Source organism: Sphingobacterium sp. UBA7855 (assembly GCA_002500745.1).
Taxonomy (GTDB): domain Bacteria; phylum Bacteroidota; class Bacteroidia; order Sphingobacteriales; family Sphingobacteriaceae; genus Sphingobacterium.
In genome coordinates this window covers 67,357-84,409 of record DLST01000007.1, presented here as the reverse complement: position 1 = coordinate 84,409, position 17,053 = coordinate 67,357, and the positions used below count along the sequence as shown (strand labels likewise).

Genomic DNA, 17,053 nt, shown 5'->3' with positions numbered 1-17,053 from the left:
CTCCTACTGTTTTTCCAGCACCATTGGCTTCTCTTATCTCTTAGTCACCATCAGCAGGAAATTCTTTTTTTAAAGTCGTTTCGTACAAATCCCAATTGCCTGCACGGATAGCTTCATTCTTTAAATATAGTTTGCGGCCATATTCACCAACTTCACTATAGTATTGTTGTAATGTTTTATAATCTAATCTTATATAAATACACTTCATTTAAAGTCTAACATGACTTATTATCATCTGAAAGTAACTAATAAAATCGCCTTAAATACAATTAAGCATATATTTCCTGTATATATCATAACAAAATGGGATAGCAGATAAGAAATATGTGCAGAAGTAACAGTATCTTCGAATCTGAGTGGCCGCACGGTCTCGAAATTCCAATGACAGGTTGTCAATAATTTATATATGGAAAAAATTAAGAGCGTAATTAATAATTATTTTGATAGGGATTTCTTTTGGAAACACTATGAAAATGGATCTCCTAAATTAATAGATATCTATAAGCGGAGTGACAAATTCGAACAGGAAAATCCTGATCTTGTGAATAAAATTTTGGATAAGTTTCACAACGATTTCCCACAATATCAGATCAAGAGGTTTAGGCCTTTCATTAAAGAAGATCGTGGGATAAATTTTGAAGTATGTATTGGAGCATCAGAGGTGTATGTGATCTGGGTGAGTATTTTTAACTTTTTCCTCGCATGGAAATTAGGTAATGAAATTCCTTTTTCTTCGAAAACATATATTGAACAGGGCGAATCAAATAGTATTGATTGTATTTATACCATGGTAATCATGCCATTCATAGATCTTGAATGGTTGCCACGGGAAATCGCTTATAAAGAGATAGAAGAATTTAACGGAGCCAATTATTCTGGGTATCTGGAAGATGATGAAATCTTTGACGAGCCAATTTTTATAGTTGATACATTAGCAAGAACCTGATATCCATTTTCACGTTTATATCCGTTGAATGAATTACAGAAAAATCATTATTAAAGGCCTTCTCCGTCCCAAAACTCCAGGTCCAATTGCATTTCCGACAAGATCATTATCGATTTGGAGGTTTCGATAGTGTATCGCATATTCCGATGATGTTATTCCCTTTCCGGCAATACTGACACGTCAGATTTTGGTGATCTGGGGGATTTTCACCAATAGCCTGACAATATTACGCTTATATTCTTAAACTATAAACCTTAGTTCAATTTGATGTGAAGTATGCACAATCCGGTCCAATATAGTGTCCGCAATTGTATCTTCGCCAACCACATCTTACCAGCTGGGTACGGGAGGCTGAACGACTATAATAAATGATGACCTGGCATGCCTATGGAATCTAAGGTTTTTGAGATAACTCCACGAAAGGGTGGTTATTTCCACGTATACATTGTTAAGTACCATACAACCAGTATAAATATATACTAACCAAATGATTATGCATAAATTTCAAAAATAATCCTCGGTTTTCCGCTGAGCAATGAAATCGGAATACGGTTCGCAAAGGAAATAAAGAACACTTCAACCAAGAGCCAGCTCGTAAAGGCGATGAATTATGCTGCTGACAAGTGGACCAGCACTCATGAACCTTCAAAATTGTAAAAGGTTTTACCTACGTAAAATCTCTAATATTATTCTTTAAATCACTTTTAAAATTTATATTTTACATAAAAAAGCAAACGATATGTTATCCACAGAATATTATTTTAACAAATATTTTCTGCAACTCAGTGTATTTGCGTTTCCATGGGTTGGCTCAGAGGAAATTGCAAAAGACATCGTGCAGGACGCATTTGTCGTTCTAATGGGTAGACAGGACTTGCTACTAAAGGGAGAGCCCGTCATCAAAAGCTTCCTTTATAGCGCTGTAAAAAATTTAGCGATGAATATCAAGCGAAGAAATGTGGTATTTGATCGTGTACGGGGCCAATTTAATACGGACCAACCGGATGAAAACGATATCCTAGATAATTTAATAAATGCAGAATTGATCGGAGCTCTTCATCGGGAACTCAATGAACTGCCCGAAGGTTGTCAACGAGTCTGCCGCTTAATCTATCTGGACGGAATGAAGTACGAGGAGGTGGCACAGGAACTCAATGTTTCGGTAAATACGGTAAAAACACAACGGATGCGGGCGATAAATCTGCTCAAAAGGAAATTTCTAAGCATACTTTATATTTTTTTTACACTCTAACATACAACGCTTTAAAAATAATCTTCCACTTTTTTCGATGAGTCGATCACCCATATCGACCCTTCAAGTTATTTAGCTTATGAATTATGATAAAAACCGACAAAATATTATTAGCAGAACTGATTGCTCTTCTATTAAAAGATGGTGAGCTACCATCCGACAAAGAAGACCAGTTAAAAAATCTATTACAAAAATATCCCAGCGCAAAGGATAGCTTGTCTCGTCGGCTATCACATACTGATATTTATGCTCCATTTGATCTTCATAAAATAGATGTAAACAAAGAATGGCTAATCACACAGCAAAAATTCACGGCAAAGAAGGCTGTTCTACAACCAAAAAAGAAATACCTCTCCTTAAACAAAATACCTTACAAAATTATTGGAATAGCGGCTGCTGTAATACTTGCCCTAACACTGTTATGGCAAAAACAAAAGGACGAAAACTCGGTAAGCTATTTAATTCCTGATAAGATATATGGACACAAAAATGATGTTCTTCCCGGAAGAGCAGGTGCAATTTTAAAAATTGAGGGGAGAAAAGAAATACGATTGACCGAAAAAAAAGCCATCCAATATTTTGCTCAGGGTATCGAATTAAAAGATGGGCAACTTGTATACGCATCGAACTCAACAGAAAACCTACGTAACACCTTAATAGTTCCCAAACGGTCTACTATGGTATTAACTCTTAGCGATGGCACTAAAGTGTGGGTAAATGCTGCCTCAGAACTCAGCTATAAAGCAAATTTTGATAAAAAAGAGCGGCGAGTGATACTAAAAGGTGAAGCCTATTTTGAAGTTGCGAAAGATGTACATAGGCCTTTTATCGTTGAAACAAATCATATCAATATACAAGCGATCGGAACTGCTTTCAATGTAAATTCCTATCGTGCAAATACGAGAGTGTCATTGACAGAAGGAAAGCTTAAAGTCAGCAACGAAGAACACGAAATCTATATGAATGCCGGTAGCGAGACGGAGATTATCGAAAAAAAACTGAAGACTTTTCCTTTAGCCAGTAAAGCCGAAGCCACAGCCTTCAAAGACGGTTATTTTTATTTTAAAAATAAAGATATGCAACAGATACTTGATGAAATAAGCCGCTGGTATGGAATTCAGGTCGATTGCAAGATACCTTTAAATAATGAACGATATGAAGGTAGCATGAAAAGAGATGTAACGCTGGCGGAACTTTGTAATGTACTAAAAGATTTGACAGGTTATAAATTGACCATTGACAAGGATAAACTAATTGTAAACCGATAACTAATTGTAAACCAATAAACTTATTGAGGAGGACTTTGTATGTAAAAAAGCGAAAAACCTAAATTAATAAAAAAAAATGCAGAAGTACGGCAAATACTCCTGCATCAAATTTGAATTAACACTGATCATAAACCATTAATTCTATACCAATTTATGAATAATTTATTTTATTCAAAAGGGACCTTATGTCCCGTTGACAAAGGGAAAACTCTGAACCATTTATTAAAAATGAAACTGACAGGAATCTTATTGGCGACATCAATGATGGGCGCCTATGCTTCAAGCTCCGCTCAGATTACTTTACATGCCCAGAATACCAGGATTGAAACTGTGCTGGAAAGCATTACCAAACAGACTGGTATACATTTTATCTTTAAAGAAGGATTGCTGAAAAATGAAAAAGCAACGGTTGAAATCACAGATGTATCACTCGATAAGGCCTTGGATCAAATTTTCAAGAGTAGCGCTTTTTATTACATGTTACATCGTGGCACTGTTGTCATCAAACGTAAGAATGGCGATGTTGCTCTGCCAGAACAAAGTACATCCGGCATATCCAACCTGCAGCAACAAGTCGTAAGAGGGAAAGTACATGATACGAAGGGAAATCTATTGAGTGCAGTCAGCATCTTGCTAAAAGGCTCCAACACTGGAACTTCATCGAATACGAAAGGAGAGTTTCAACTGACACTCCCCGATGGCAAAAAAGGAACCCTGATTTTTAGTGCAGTAGGATTCAAACAGCTTGAAATCCCGATTAACAATAAATCGGAGCTGAATGTTATCATGGACGCTGATGAAGTGGGACTTGATGAAGTTGTCGTCGTTGGCTTTTCCGAAGTAGACAAAAAGCATATTGCATCTTCCGTATCCCAAATGGATATGGAGAAAATTAAAAATCGCCCAATTTTTAAAATGCAAGATGCTTTTTCAGGAACGATCCCAGGAGTCACAATGATGCGCGGAAACAGTATGCCGGGAAGTGTTCCGGGTACCATCTCCATTCGCGGAATAAGTACCTTACAAAATGCAGATCCCTTGGTCATCGTCGACGGAATGGAACAGAGCATCCATGACATTGACCCGAATCAGGTTAAAAGCATTACCGTCTTAAAAGATGCCGCTTCAGCCTCCATGTATGGCTCCCGTGGTGCAAATGGTGTTATCATCATCGAAACGGAACGTGGACAGACGGGACAATTTAAAGTCGTCACCAACAACTGGTTTGCAGTTAACAAACCGATTGATCTTCCGAAATTTGTTGGTGCTGTCGATTTCATGAAATTGCGAAACGAGACCTTAATCCAACAGGGGCAACCTGCAATCTACCCCGAAGAAACAATCAACCAATATGCCTCCGGAGAATTAAAGGAGGTCAATTGGCTCGATCAGGTCATGGAACGAACGTCGACAGCGATTAATAATAACGCGAGTATATCCGGTGGTGGTGGTGTCGGTACTTTTAATTTAATGCTCGGCCATATCAAAGAAAATGGTCTCAATAAGATTGAAGGTACTCAAAAGTTTTCAGCCCGCTTCAATACGAATATTAACATTGCCGATAAATTTGTATTAATGGCAGACTTCTACGCACACCGTTTGCAGGTCGATCGCCTTTTGGCAAACGATGATGGACACGGCCTCTATAAACAGGCTTGGCGGTTGAACCCAACGCAACAAATTTTTTATGATTCTGAACTTCCCGAACACTATATTCTGCATAACAATATCAACCCCATCGCGTCTATAAAACATGGTGGTACAAAAAACAATATGTATGATCGTAGTACCATCAATTTACGTCCAAAATATAACATCAACAGCAATCTCAATATCGAGGGAAACGTTTCCTACATGATTAACAAGTCGGCCAATAAACAAAAAAGACTGACCTACAAGTTTTTTGATGAAAATGGCGCTCCGGCAGCAATTTGGGGAAATGATGTCAATGCCTCACAAGGTGTTAGTGAAAGCCAGCTCACCGCACGGATGCTGATTAACTTCAACAAGGAGCTCCGCCAGCACAAAGACAAAATTTATCTTACGGCAGGGTCAGAAGTGATGAATTATACCTTCACCGATTTTAGAGAAATCAGCAAAGCTTCCTTTTTCGGTAAACTAAACTATTCTTTTAATAACCGCTATATTTTGGAGTTAACCGGACGTTCAGACGGAAGTAGCAAGTTTGCCCCTGGCCATCGCTGGGGATTTTTTCCTTCGGGAGCTTTCGCCTGGAACTTACATAACGAAAATTTTTTCAAACGTATTCTTGAGTCGGGCGAGATTAATAACGTTAAGGTAAGAGCATCTTATGGACTTATCGGAAACGAAAATGTAGCACCATACCTCTGGCAGGAATCTGTAGACACCTGGGGCTGGACAATACGTGTTCCCAATCCAAATTTCTCCTGGGAGAAACAGAAGCAATGGAACTTGGGCCTAGACGTCAATGCATTTAAAAATAGACTATCCTTTACAGCTGAACTTTATCATAAAAATTCATACGACCTTATTTATGATCAATTTGCCGTTCCTCCACTTACGGGATCAAATAGTCTTGAATCTGCAATCAACATCGGCGCCGTGGAAAATAATGGTTGGGAACTATCTGCAAGCTGGTCAGACAAAAAGGACGATTTTTCGTATACCATCGGTGGAATGCTTTTTGACAACCGCAACCGAATGCTCAAAGCTGGTTACAATGAAAACGATAGATTGATCTTTAAAGGCGATAATAACCGGATATGGTATAAAGGTGTCCCAATCAATAACTATTATGGTTTCCAGTCTGACGGCTATTTCCAAACCCAAGCGGAAGTAGATGCAACTCCCGCTAAAATGCCAAATTCAAAACCTGGGGATATCCGCTATGTGGATAAAAATCAGGATGGTATTATCAACGATGAAGACCGAAGCTACCTGGCCGATCCCCTTCCCCATTATAACTATGCAATAAACCTAGATATTCGATATAAAGGTTGGGATTTCTCCGCCCTGGGCCAGGGAATAGGAAAGCGCACGGGCCGCTTGATTGGGCAAGAAGCCTATCCGGTTTACGTTGACGGAAATAGTAACGACCTCGGTGCACCACGCGTTGAATATGTAGCAAACCATTGGAGTCCCGGCAATCCGAATAGCCGTTTCCCACGCCTATGGACAGGCCCAAGCCCCAATACGCTACTCAGTGATGTTTGGCTTAGCAACGCAGCCTTTTTCCGCATCAAGTCTCTTCAGCTTGGCTATACATTTCCTAAAATCGGTAAAAGCATAAAAAATTTTAGAATATATGTGAATGCACAAGATGTGTTCACGTTCACGAAATGGGAAGGCCTTGACCCCGAACGTATTGATGTCGATAGCCCTGGAACAAATGATGGGAACGGAAATTATCCGCGTATGGCAACTTACAGTGTTGGACTGAGTGCGAGTATTTTTTAAAACTATACTAATGAAAAAGAAAATTTTAACCTTGATAATTACGCTAGCAACGTTAAGCAGCTGCGAAAAATTTCTGGATAAACGAGATCCTACCGCAACATCTTTCGACGAGTTCTTCAACACCGAAGAAGATCTGCGTCGGGTAGTATACAGTAGCTATTTGGATGTTTTTATGGAACCTGGTGATCGCCGCCTACTCTTTTATATGTTAGATGGCCGTAGCGATAACGCCTATGCACGAATAGAGACAGACCACCATATGGTCATTGCCAATGGTAATATGACAAGCAATGCACGTTTGGCGGAGTATTATTGGACACTATATAATAAACACGTCGGGCGGATCAATACTTACATCGCTAATATTGATATTCCCTATGTGGAAAATGAGTCGATACGACAAAAATATAAAGCGATCTTGGAGGCATTGCGCATCTGGCATTATTTCAGAATCACTGAAGTTTGGGGTGATGTGCCTTTTGTCCTCGTACCGGTTACGCTTGAAGAAGCTACGCCTCCAGTAACACCCAAAGCTGAAATACTGAACAAACTATTTGAAATGAGCAACGATGTGGCAAACAGGCTCCCTGAAAATGAAGGTACTACAAACGCCTATATGTTCAACAAATACTCCTTCAAAACATTGATCATGCGATACGCTCTCTATAATGGACGTTATGATCTTGCCGCAACGCTTGCGAAGGAAATAATGGATAGTGGAAAATACCAACTTCACCCCCAATATGCTAGCCTATTCAATTACCAGGCGGATAAAACCAATAAGGAATTTATCATCAAATTTGACATGGAAAGCCACAATAACTCTGCTACAAATTCTTTTGAGCATCTTGCGCCACAATATAAGACTGGAAATGGACAATCTTATGTTGTTCCTTTGAAGTCGTTGGTCGATAGTTATTGGACACTACAAGGGCGGCCAATCGATAAATGCCCATTACACAGTAAGCAGGAATATGAGCTCAACCCCAAATTAAATCGAGATCCACGTTATGCTGCTAGCATTTTTGGACAGGGCGACCTATTCAACAATGAGAAAATAGATATTTATGATTCAAAGAGTTTGTTCTATTATCAAAATTTGCGAAGCAGCCGATCTGGTTATTGGTTTAAGAAATTTGTCGATGAAGCTGATGCATTTCGGACGGGCGGAAATATGTACTTTCCTCTGGCTCGTTATGCTGAAGTATTATTGACCTATGCGGAAGCCAAAATTATGTTAAATAATGTAGATGAATTAGCAAAAAGCTGTATCAATCAGATTCGACAACGTGCAGGACTTGATATGCGTATAGCGGATGTCAATTTAACGGTAAAATCTCAACAGGAATGGATCGACTTAATTCGCAATGAGCGAAGGGTCGAATTTGCCGGTGAAGGCCTGCGCTATAGTGATATCCTACGATGGAAAATAGCAGAAGTGGTTCTTAATCAACCTGCATTGGGTCATATGCGACAACGTACAGACGGTACACCTGATGTGCTTAAAATTGAAGACAGAAAATTTTTGACACATCAATACCTCTGGCCCTTCCATGAGAGTAGCTTTCAAGTCGAACCTAACCTAATCCAAAATCCAGGGTATTAAGGGAACTATAAACTTTTAGATTATTTTTCAATGATTTATCGATTAACTTTCGTTATATACTGCAATTTTTTATTCTTGCAGACTGCCTTCCTTAAGCATTTATTTTGTACGCAGTAATGGCAACTCAGCTTTTTTTATTTTTTTAAAACTAAATAGGGCTTGATATTGTATTAATAGTACTTTTCAAAAATAGGTAGTAATTAGGAACCTTGAGATCCTCCCAGACTCAAGGTTTTTTTATTCTTCATAGCCCAACTCTTCAAGAATAATAGCAAGTTCAACGGTTGTCAACCAGCTCGTATTGTTACATAGCATTTGCCATTGCGAAAATCTAAATCCATTATCAAAAACCGATCAATCATAATTTGCAGGATTACATCGCCATGCAAAACAGACACCACAACAACTTCCTTTTGACCCCACACGTTACATTCAAACTGGATATCCTTTTTTAAAAATATGAAGGATTTACCAGTATTTACTATACAATTGGATGGATGAGTCTAGGAATTGCCTTTAGTTTACTAATGAATGAACCATACAGACAAGTAAATTGAACCCCAGAAGAAAGTAACCTGATTGTTAAATCGGGACCTTTGTATAATAACATTAAATCAATCAAATGTCTGAAATCACTAAAATTCAATTGGGCCAAAACGGCCCCACGGTTTCAAAACTTGGCCTGGGATGTATGCGGATGTCATCAATATGGGGTGGCGCGATACCCGATGAAACCGAAAGCATTTTAACTATCCATCAAGCATTGGACAGCGGGATCAACTTCCTGAATACGGGAGATTTTTATGGCGCAGGCCACAATGAAATGCTTATTGGGAAAGCCATTAAGGGAAGACGGGACGATGCTTTCATCAGTGTCAAATTCGGGGCTATTTTCCACAACGGCCAATGGATCGGCTTGGATCTTCGTCCTGTAGCGATCAAGAATTTTGTCAACTATTCGTTGACACGTTTGGGTATTGAAACTATCGACTTATATCAACCTTCTAGAATTGACGACAGTGTGCCGATAGAAGACATTATCGGAACGATTGCCGGTCTGGTAGATGAAGGAAAAGTACGTCATATAGGCGTATCGGAAATCACCGCCGATCAACTCCGTAAAGCCAACAGCGTTTATCCCATCAGTGCACTGGAGATCGGTTATTCTTTGGCCGACCGTCAGATCGAAGATGAGCTATTGCCTACAGCTAAAGAACTAGGGATTGGTGTAGTGGCATTTGCCAATACGGCCGAGGGACTGTTAACCGGTGACCTGAAAGCTCCAATTTCTGCCGATGACCATCGAAATCACTTTTCCCGTTTTCAGGGTAATAACCTAATCCATAATCTTGAAAAAGTGGAAGTATTAAAAGAAGTTGCTCAACGTAAAAATGTCAACCCTACACAACTCGCGATCGCGTGGGTAAAAGAACAGGGCGACAATATAATGCCACTGGTGAGCATGAGCCGTAGATCAAGAATACCCGAAAATATTGACGCGATGGAAATTGTATTTAGCCCAGAGGAATTGAAAATTTTAAACACTACATTTGCAATAGGTGCTATTAAAGGTGGTACTTACTTACAAAGATAAATGGAAAGTCCAGCAGAAATACTTCCCGGCGTGATATTCTACTCTTACCTTTCTTCTCAAAAGAAAGAGAAAGCATGCGTCTGGAACCACCATACCCTGGTACTACAGGTGTCGGGCCAGATGGTTGTCGAAACCGCTGAGCAACATGTAAAGATATCTGCCGGAGAAGTATTGCTAATTCACAAAAATCAGCTGGGAACCTTGAATAAAACCCCGGAGCCAAATGGTTACTATGAAACTATCGTCATATCGCTACAAGAAAATCTGATGCGTCAGATAGCGCTAGAGGAAAAAATAGAGGCTCAGGGTAAATACATCGGACTTCCAAACATATGCCTGCCCAATAATGCGTTTATCAAAGGTTATTTCCAGTCGGTGATTCCCTATGCGCGAAGTGCTGGTGATGAAATGACTGATGAGATGGGTCTTTTAAAGGTAAAAGAAGGCATCAAGCTGATACTGATCGCTGTTCCAGCACTGCGTAACTTTTTGTTCGATTTCTCAGAACCTCATAAGATAGATCTAGAAAAATTTATGCTGAGCAATTTTCATTTCAATGTCCCGATCGAGAAATTTGCACAACTCACCGGAAGAAGCCTTTCGGGATACAAAAGGGATTTTCAAAAGACCTTCGGTATGCCTCCACGCAGGTGGTTACAGGATAAGAGACTGATTGAAGCATGGCATTTAATTGAAAGAAAAAACAAAAAGCCATCCGCGATCTATCTCGATCTCGGATTTGAGACCCTGTCGCATTTTTCTAACGCCTTTAAAAAGAAATTTGGCAAAGCGCCAACTGTAATCGGATGGAAAGCTGATAAAATGATACCTTCCAAGGCGATAAGATAAAATTGATAATACCTCAACGAAGGGTTCATTTGCAGGTGTTTTATTCCGAGTAGTTTATTAATCAACAACCCCACCAAACGACTCCATAATGTTCTATAAAACTATTTAACACGATTTTTAGTTTCTCTAAATAGAAAAGATAATACATTTTCATTATTAATTTTTTTATCAAAAGATCCGGTAGTTATAGTCTTACCATCAACATCATAACCATCGATCAAAACACCATTTTTTTTATAGGAATGGTAACCATCTGCGAAATCTGATTTATCACCATTAATGTGTTGTAATATTCGTCTTTTATTAAAATTATAGTAAACACGTCATCGTGCCCGTTATACATCCAATTACTATAAAATTTATTTAAACCAGCAGGCTTGAATTGCCTACCTGATTTACTTTTACTGCCCTTAGATTATCACAAGACCTGAGGGAAGAAATAAGTTCTATTACGGTGGCCAAAAATAGATAGAGCGATCCAACTCAGACACCACAAATTGATCAACAATAATAGATAGGTCTATTTCAATGAAATATATTCCTTACTTTTAAGGTGAATAACATTTTATGGCAAAGCATTTTTCGAAATCAATAAGAAATTTGCGGAAACTTATCATACCTAAAGTAGATACATGATATTGAAATATGTGCCAATAGCTGATATTCATTAGAATATTTAAGAAAAACAGATTTATAATGAAAAATAAATTAGCTTTACTTGTATTTGCTATCCTTCCAACCTTTCTATTTGCGCAAAATATTAATTCCGAAAAACTTGATACTTATTTTAATTCAATAGAAAATAAAAATTTAGGGATTGGCAGTCTATCGATATTTAAAAATGGGAAAGAGGTATACAGCAGACATTTTGGTCAAAAAAATATACCTGGATTGGTTTACAATAAGAATACAAAGTATCGGGTTGGCTCTGTTACCAAAATGATTACAGCGGTTCTAATTTTTAAATTAATCGAGGATAACAGATTACGTTTGACAGATAGACTTGCTAAGTTCTACCCTCAAATTCCGAATTCGGATAAAATAACCATAAAAAATCTTCTTGGCCATACCAGCGGACTAGGAAGTTATGTTGTTAAAGATGGCGAAGTATGGGTAACTGAGAAAGCAACTGATAAACAAATCATAGACCTGATCATACAACAGGGGAAAATTTTTGAAGCGGATGAAAAGGTCTTTTATTCGAATTCCGCTTATTATCTACTCGCAAAAATCCTGGAAGAAAAATACCAAAAGTCCTATCAAAAAATTGTAAACAGTGAAATTATAAGACCGCTCAGATTAAAAAATCTAGTTTCTTTCCGGCCCAATCAAAAAAACGTTTATCTACCTTATCGCTTCAGTGATAACTCTTGGCATCTATTAGATAAAGAAATTGACTTTCTTAATGTTATAGGGGTGGGCGACATTGCTGCAACTTCATATGATTTAAATATTTTTGTAAATAATTTGTTCCACTACAATATTATTAAAGAGGAAACGCTGGAGTTAATACAACCTCTAGTAGGAAAAGAAGAATGGGGAAGAGGAATCGCAGTATGGAATTTTGAAGGGACCATATTTTATGGACACGGTGGGGATACGCTAGGATCCCATGCCGTTTTAATATACAACAAGGAAGCGGATATTTCAATTGCTTATAATACCAACGGTGAACGGATAAAAAAGGAAGATTTTATTGAGAATGTAGTTAATATTATTTACAATAGAAAAGTTAAAATTCCAAAACTTAAGTAGCCTGCCTGACGTAGGTAATTTTGTAGCTAAATCTGAAGAAGTAATTTGTAAGCGTGTAATAATACTTTTAATCAGGAGAACAAATAGATGCCCCCCAATGGCAGTGCTTGTACCTTCAGGACAGTTGAGGATATAGTTTAGAACCATTCATGACATTAAAATTCGCTTCCATAAACGAATCTTCGTATGTAGTTTTCCAGATCTGTCAGTTCAAAAGGCTTTGGTAAAAATCCTTCGGCCCCACATTCGATAGCAATTGTTCTTCCGTCGATATGACCTGACATCATGATTACGGGCAGCTTATCATATTTAGTTGAACACTTGAGATCACGTAGTATTAGGTCTCCATTCCGTGCCCCCATATGTATATCCAAAAAGAGTATATCAGCGTCTATACTATCTAACACTTCCATCAAAACTAAACTATTTACAACGGTTATAACAATCGTATCCTGATTTTCTAACACAAGGGAAAATACATTTAGTATTTCTTTATCATCATCACACACTACAATTGTCTTTTTCATGTTTTCTTTTTTGAAATATTCGTTCAGCAAGTATCATTTGTAAAAAAAATGGATCTTACAGACGCAAGATCCATCTCCTTCATTGTTTGGTGGCTATTATCTAGCTTTTGCATTGAGATTGGTGTCTGCTAGGGAAGTTAGATCAGAATCACATTTTTTTTCTTCTTCAAGGGTTTCACGCAAAAGCTGGATGACTGCATTATACTTCAAAACCTTGGCAAACGCAGCAAGCGTGCCATAGGTGGCAATTTCGTAATGCTCGATTTTTTGAGCAGCAGCGATAATTCCAGCATCTCTAACGGTTCCCTCCTCCGTATCCTCAATAATTTGTTCACCTTCTTCGATCAGTCCGGCCATCGCTGCGCATCGCTCTGCTTTAGGCTTTAACTCCAAACTTTCAAAACACTGCTCCAAGCGCTTCACATGATTTTCAGTCTCTAAAAGATGTTTAGAAATCGCTTTTTTTAATTTTTCGGCAGTAGCATTCTTTTCCATCTTTGGCAATGCTTTTAATAAAGCCTTCTCCGCCCAATAGATGTCTTTGAGACCGTGTTCAAAAACCTCTGCTAAATCTTTTGCGGCATTAGCTGTTGCTTTTTGTTTTGAACTGTCTGTAGATTGCTTTTTCCTGGAGCCATTTTCAGACTTGTCACTTGTGGTACTTTTAGTTGTTGTTGCCATGTTCAGAAAGTTTATAGCCCTAAAGCTTTTTAGAATTGAACGTCCATCGAACATACTTGGTTCTACTTCAAAAGTGATTACCTATACTTCACGTGTATATTCAGACGAAGACGTATAAAAACATCGCTTTGTGGCTAAACTCTTATTGCTTTCAAAACAAAGGTTAGACGCAAAAAAGCGAGCAAAGCCTGGTTTAATGATCCAGACTGTATACCCGCTTCAAAATAATCTGCCTTGTGCAAGTGCAAAAAATAAGCTACCTTTCCGATTGCCTATTTCTTTTTTTTACGGAAAACATTATCCGTTACGTCTTTAGAAACAGTATCTTTTTCCTTTTGATAAGAAGATTGCACTTTCTCTTTGGTGCTTTTTTCCTTTTTAATGTCTTTACTCATGATATATGGATTTTATAAAGTGATGGTCCTTTTACTTTCAATAGCTATGATTGATCGGAAGGAATAATATTAAGCTGAATCGTATTTACTCTTTGAAGTACGCAAACTGCTAGTTGTTGAACTGAAAATTTCCGAAAGGTATATCGCGTGGAGAATTTAAAGATAAATATTGGATCTACTGAATGGGTTAAGATGAATAGTAGATCGCAATAATAAATATACGCATAATAATTGCCAATCAGGCATCAATATTTTAAAATAAACTAACTCACAGCTTCGTTTATGTAATCATCCATCTTGAGCCGGGCCATTAAATAGCTTATGGTGGATTCTGCGCCTTGATTGATGTTGATTGTGTGCTCTTCCAAACCATCAAAACATCCACCGGTAACAGGATTATAAACAATCTGTCGAATATGATTCCTTCCCAGAAACCATTCAAATACGATTCGTATATTCTTCTTATATTGTTCATCTCCTGTGAACTTATAAAACCTATCTAGCGCAATAATGGTATAGGCAACGTCAATTGGCTGCTCCCCGCCCCTAGTTGTGATTGCCGGCTGGCCCCGTTGTAACCATCCTTTGTTGGAAATAACGTGAACCTCATTGTCAACAATAATCTTGCTCAACAAGAAATCAAAAGATTTACAGGCGATATCTCTGTAGCGGCAATCCCCAGTTGTCTCATAGGCGATTAACATGGCTTCGGGAATAACACTATTGCCATAGGTCATATAAGATTCATACCATTGCCAATCTGTAGCGCTCTCATGTTTAAACATGGCTGCCAATCGATCCGCAAGTACTTCGATGATAGCCTTATAATTTTTGCCCTTCATAAAACTCAGTCCCTTAATCGTGAAGGCCATCGATCTTGTCGAAAAATACACTAAAGCATGTTTGGAGGCTCGCTCCAACAGTTCTATTGCAAGTTTTAATATTTTTTCCGGCAAAAGATGGGCCATCCCTACCACTTCGCCCAGGGCCCAAACTGCCCGACCGTTGGCATCTTCAAGATTCTCCTGTTGGTTTTGTATCGTGAAATTACCGTAGTTATCTATATAATTCAGAAAGGTGCCGTCCTCTTGCATACAATGGCCTATAAAATCCAGATATTTCTGTATCAGACCGAGGTCTTCGTAGGATTCGTGCAATCTATAGTGATGTAACATGGCTATAAGCGCTCTTGCATTGTCATCCAAAGCATAACCACTTGACAGATCCGGAGCGGAAATATCTGCAAATTGAACAAAACCGCGCTCCTCGGACATCCGAAAAATATGGTCCAAATTTAGCGGTGGAATGGAGTAAATCATTTTTCCTTTTTTATCTATCAGAAGCTCAAAAAGATATACATGAGCGATAGCAACATTTTGCCAGGAAGTCTGAACCATTTTTTGAAGATTAACATGATGGATCTTACTTAATTTAAGTTCATCATTCAATATTTGGTTTACCGCAGCTGCGAGCTGATCAGAAGCTTCAAAATCAATTATAGTACCCATATCTTCCTTTAAGACCTCCTTGACGTGGGGGATTGGTGTCGAAACAATGGGACATCCGGAGCTCAGCGCATAAGAAAATGTACCACTAACGGCCTGTAGCGGATCTTTTGAAGTAAAAAGATACACGTCGGTTATAGATAAATAGGCTAATAAATCTTCCGTTGAAAGAAATTCGTTAATAAAACGCACATGAGCTGAAATACCGAATTTATCAACTATTGCCTCCAGCTCGTTTCGATACGTCTCTCCTTCAATTCGCAGCAGGTTGGGGTGTGTCATTCCTAAAATAAGGAATATTACATTTGGGTTTTGTTCGATAATAGATGGAAGTGCATAAAGGGTGGTTTCTATACTCTTGCTGGGCCCCAGCAAACCAAATGTACTAAGGACCTTCTTGCCCAAGAGGCTAAAATGCTCAAGAATTGCATGTTTATCCTTAGCTGGGGCTAAATGGGTGCCATGCGCAATTACAGTTATTTTACTGGCAGGAATTTTATAAGTATGAATAAGGATATCGGCAGATCCCTGGGTCATCACGATGATTTGCGAGCAATGAAAAGCGATAGTAGATACGTTTTCTAGCATCTTGGGATCTGGTGCAGGCAACACTGTATGGAAAGTCACAACAGTGGCAAGTCGTGCTGCATTAAGATCCGAAAGAAAAGATATGAATTTAGCTTCCTGACCTATGAAGAGACCAAACTCATGTTCGACACAAATCAATTTAATATCCAGATCACACAGGATATTTTTAAGGACATTATCGAATGAAAGAGGATTTGAAATATCGAAATTCCCCAATGGGCTATCATCTTCAGATGTATTATTATCTACAATTGGTATGGGAATTAGCCGGTACGACTCTTCAAATTTACTCGCGATAGCATTTATAAGATCTGTTGTATAGGTTGCAATACCGCAGGCGCGCGGAGGAAAAGTGGAAAGGAACGCAACTCCTTTTTTTGTCGGTGAAATCATGTTGGATTTTTTAAGTGAAGTCCTTGCATACGATCTTCTTGTATCTTTTACAAGGTGCTACACGTAGGGAGGTTTTTAAATGTACGAAAATAAAATGAAAGAAACGCTAGCTGGAATGTTTTATCTAAAGAATAATTAATGATATGTTAAACTTTGAATATCAACACTTTTATCCGTATTATATGGTAACTTATCAAAACTTATCACTAAATAATTACAAATGCTATTTTTAGATCATGTGCTACAAGTTCCTACC

The 17,053-nt window shown here is 38.3% G+C and carries 13 protein-coding genes; 8 read left to right on the top strand and 5 right to left on the bottom strand.

The window, feature by feature from the left end; all coding sequences use genetic code 11:
- Positions 1–40: 40 nt before the first annotated feature.
- The gene (locus tag B2107_RS05180; RefSeq protein ID WP_293953781.1) at positions 41–208 is read right to left on the bottom strand and encodes a hypothetical protein; all 168 of its coding nucleotides are present in this window, start codon (positions 206–208) and stop codon (positions 41–43) included.
- A 198-nt stretch (positions 209–406) separates the two neighbouring features.
- Between B2107_RS05180 and B2107_RS05175 the strand changes: the two genes are divergently transcribed.
- From B2107_RS05175 to B2107_RS05140, 8 genes are all read left to right on the top strand, one after another.
- Entirely contained in the window at positions 407–946 is a 540-nt protein-coding gene (locus tag B2107_RS05175; protein WP_293953779.1) for a hypothetical protein, read from the top strand.
- Between the two features lie 739 nt (positions 947–1,685).
- The gene (locus B2107_RS05170) at positions 1,686–2,198 is read left to right on the top strand and encodes a sigma-70 family RNA polymerase sigma factor (RefSeq protein ID WP_293953777.1); all 513 of its coding nucleotides are present in this window, start codon (positions 1,686–1,688) and stop codon (positions 2,196–2,198) included.
- Between the two features lie 86 nt (positions 2,199–2,284).
- Positions 2,285–3,466, top strand: coding sequence for a FecR family protein (locus tag B2107_RS05165; RefSeq protein ID WP_293953775.1), 1,182 nt, complete (start codon positions 2,285–2,287; stop codon positions 3,464–3,466).
- A 153-nt stretch (positions 3,467–3,619) separates the two neighbouring features.
- The gene (locus B2107_RS05160; protein ID WP_293953773.1) at positions 3,620–6,904 is read left to right on the top strand and encodes a SusC/RagA family TonB-linked outer membrane protein; all 3,285 of its coding nucleotides are present in this window, start codon (positions 3,620–3,622) and stop codon (positions 6,902–6,904) included.
- 10 nt (positions 6,905–6,914) lie between these two features.
- Positions 6,915–8,510 carry a RagB/SusD family nutrient uptake outer membrane protein gene (locus B2107_RS05155; protein ID WP_293953771.1) on the top strand — a complete coding sequence of 532 codons (1,596 nt, stop codon included), beginning with the start codon at positions 6,915–6,917 and terminating at the stop codon, positions 8,508–8,510.
- 622 nt (positions 8,511–9,132) lie between these two features.
- A complete protein-coding gene (locus B2107_RS05150; RefSeq protein WP_293953769.1) occupies positions 9,133–10,104 on the top strand; it encodes an aldo/keto reductase in 972 nt (323 codons plus the stop codon).
- Positions 10,105–10,953, top strand: a complete 849-nt coding sequence (locus B2107_RS05145) for a helix-turn-helix domain-containing protein (protein WP_293953767.1) — start codon at positions 10,105–10,107, stop codon at positions 10,951–10,953.
- 696 nt (positions 10,954–11,649) lie between these two features.
- Positions 11,650–12,708 carry a serine hydrolase domain-containing protein gene (locus B2107_RS05140; RefSeq protein WP_293953765.1) on the top strand — a complete coding sequence of 353 codons (1,059 nt, stop codon included), beginning with the start codon at positions 11,650–11,652 and terminating at the stop codon, positions 12,706–12,708.
- A gap of 155 nt (positions 12,709–12,863) precedes the next feature.
- Here B2107_RS05140 and B2107_RS05135 read toward each other — a convergent pair whose 3' ends face one another.
- From B2107_RS05135 to B2107_RS05120, 4 genes are all read right to left on the bottom strand, one after another.
- A complete protein-coding gene (locus B2107_RS05135; protein ID WP_293953763.1) occupies positions 12,864–13,235 on the bottom strand; it encodes a response regulator in 372 nt (123 codons plus the stop codon).
- Positions 13,236–13,331: 96 nt separating this feature from the next.
- Positions 13,332–13,916, bottom strand: coding sequence for a ferritin-like domain-containing protein (locus tag B2107_RS05130; RefSeq protein ID WP_293953761.1), 585 nt, complete (start codon positions 13,914–13,916; stop codon positions 13,332–13,334).
- Between the two features lie 272 nt (positions 13,917–14,188).
- Entirely contained in the window at positions 14,189–14,311 is a 123-nt protein-coding gene (locus B2107_RS05125) for a hypothetical protein (RefSeq protein WP_293953759.1), read from the bottom strand.
- A 263-nt stretch (positions 14,312–14,574) separates the two neighbouring features.
- A complete protein-coding gene (locus tag B2107_RS05120) occupies positions 14,575–16,797 on the bottom strand; it encodes a glycosyltransferase (RefSeq protein WP_293953757.1) in 2,223 nt (740 codons plus the stop codon).
- Positions 16,798–17,053 lie beyond the last annotated feature (256 nt).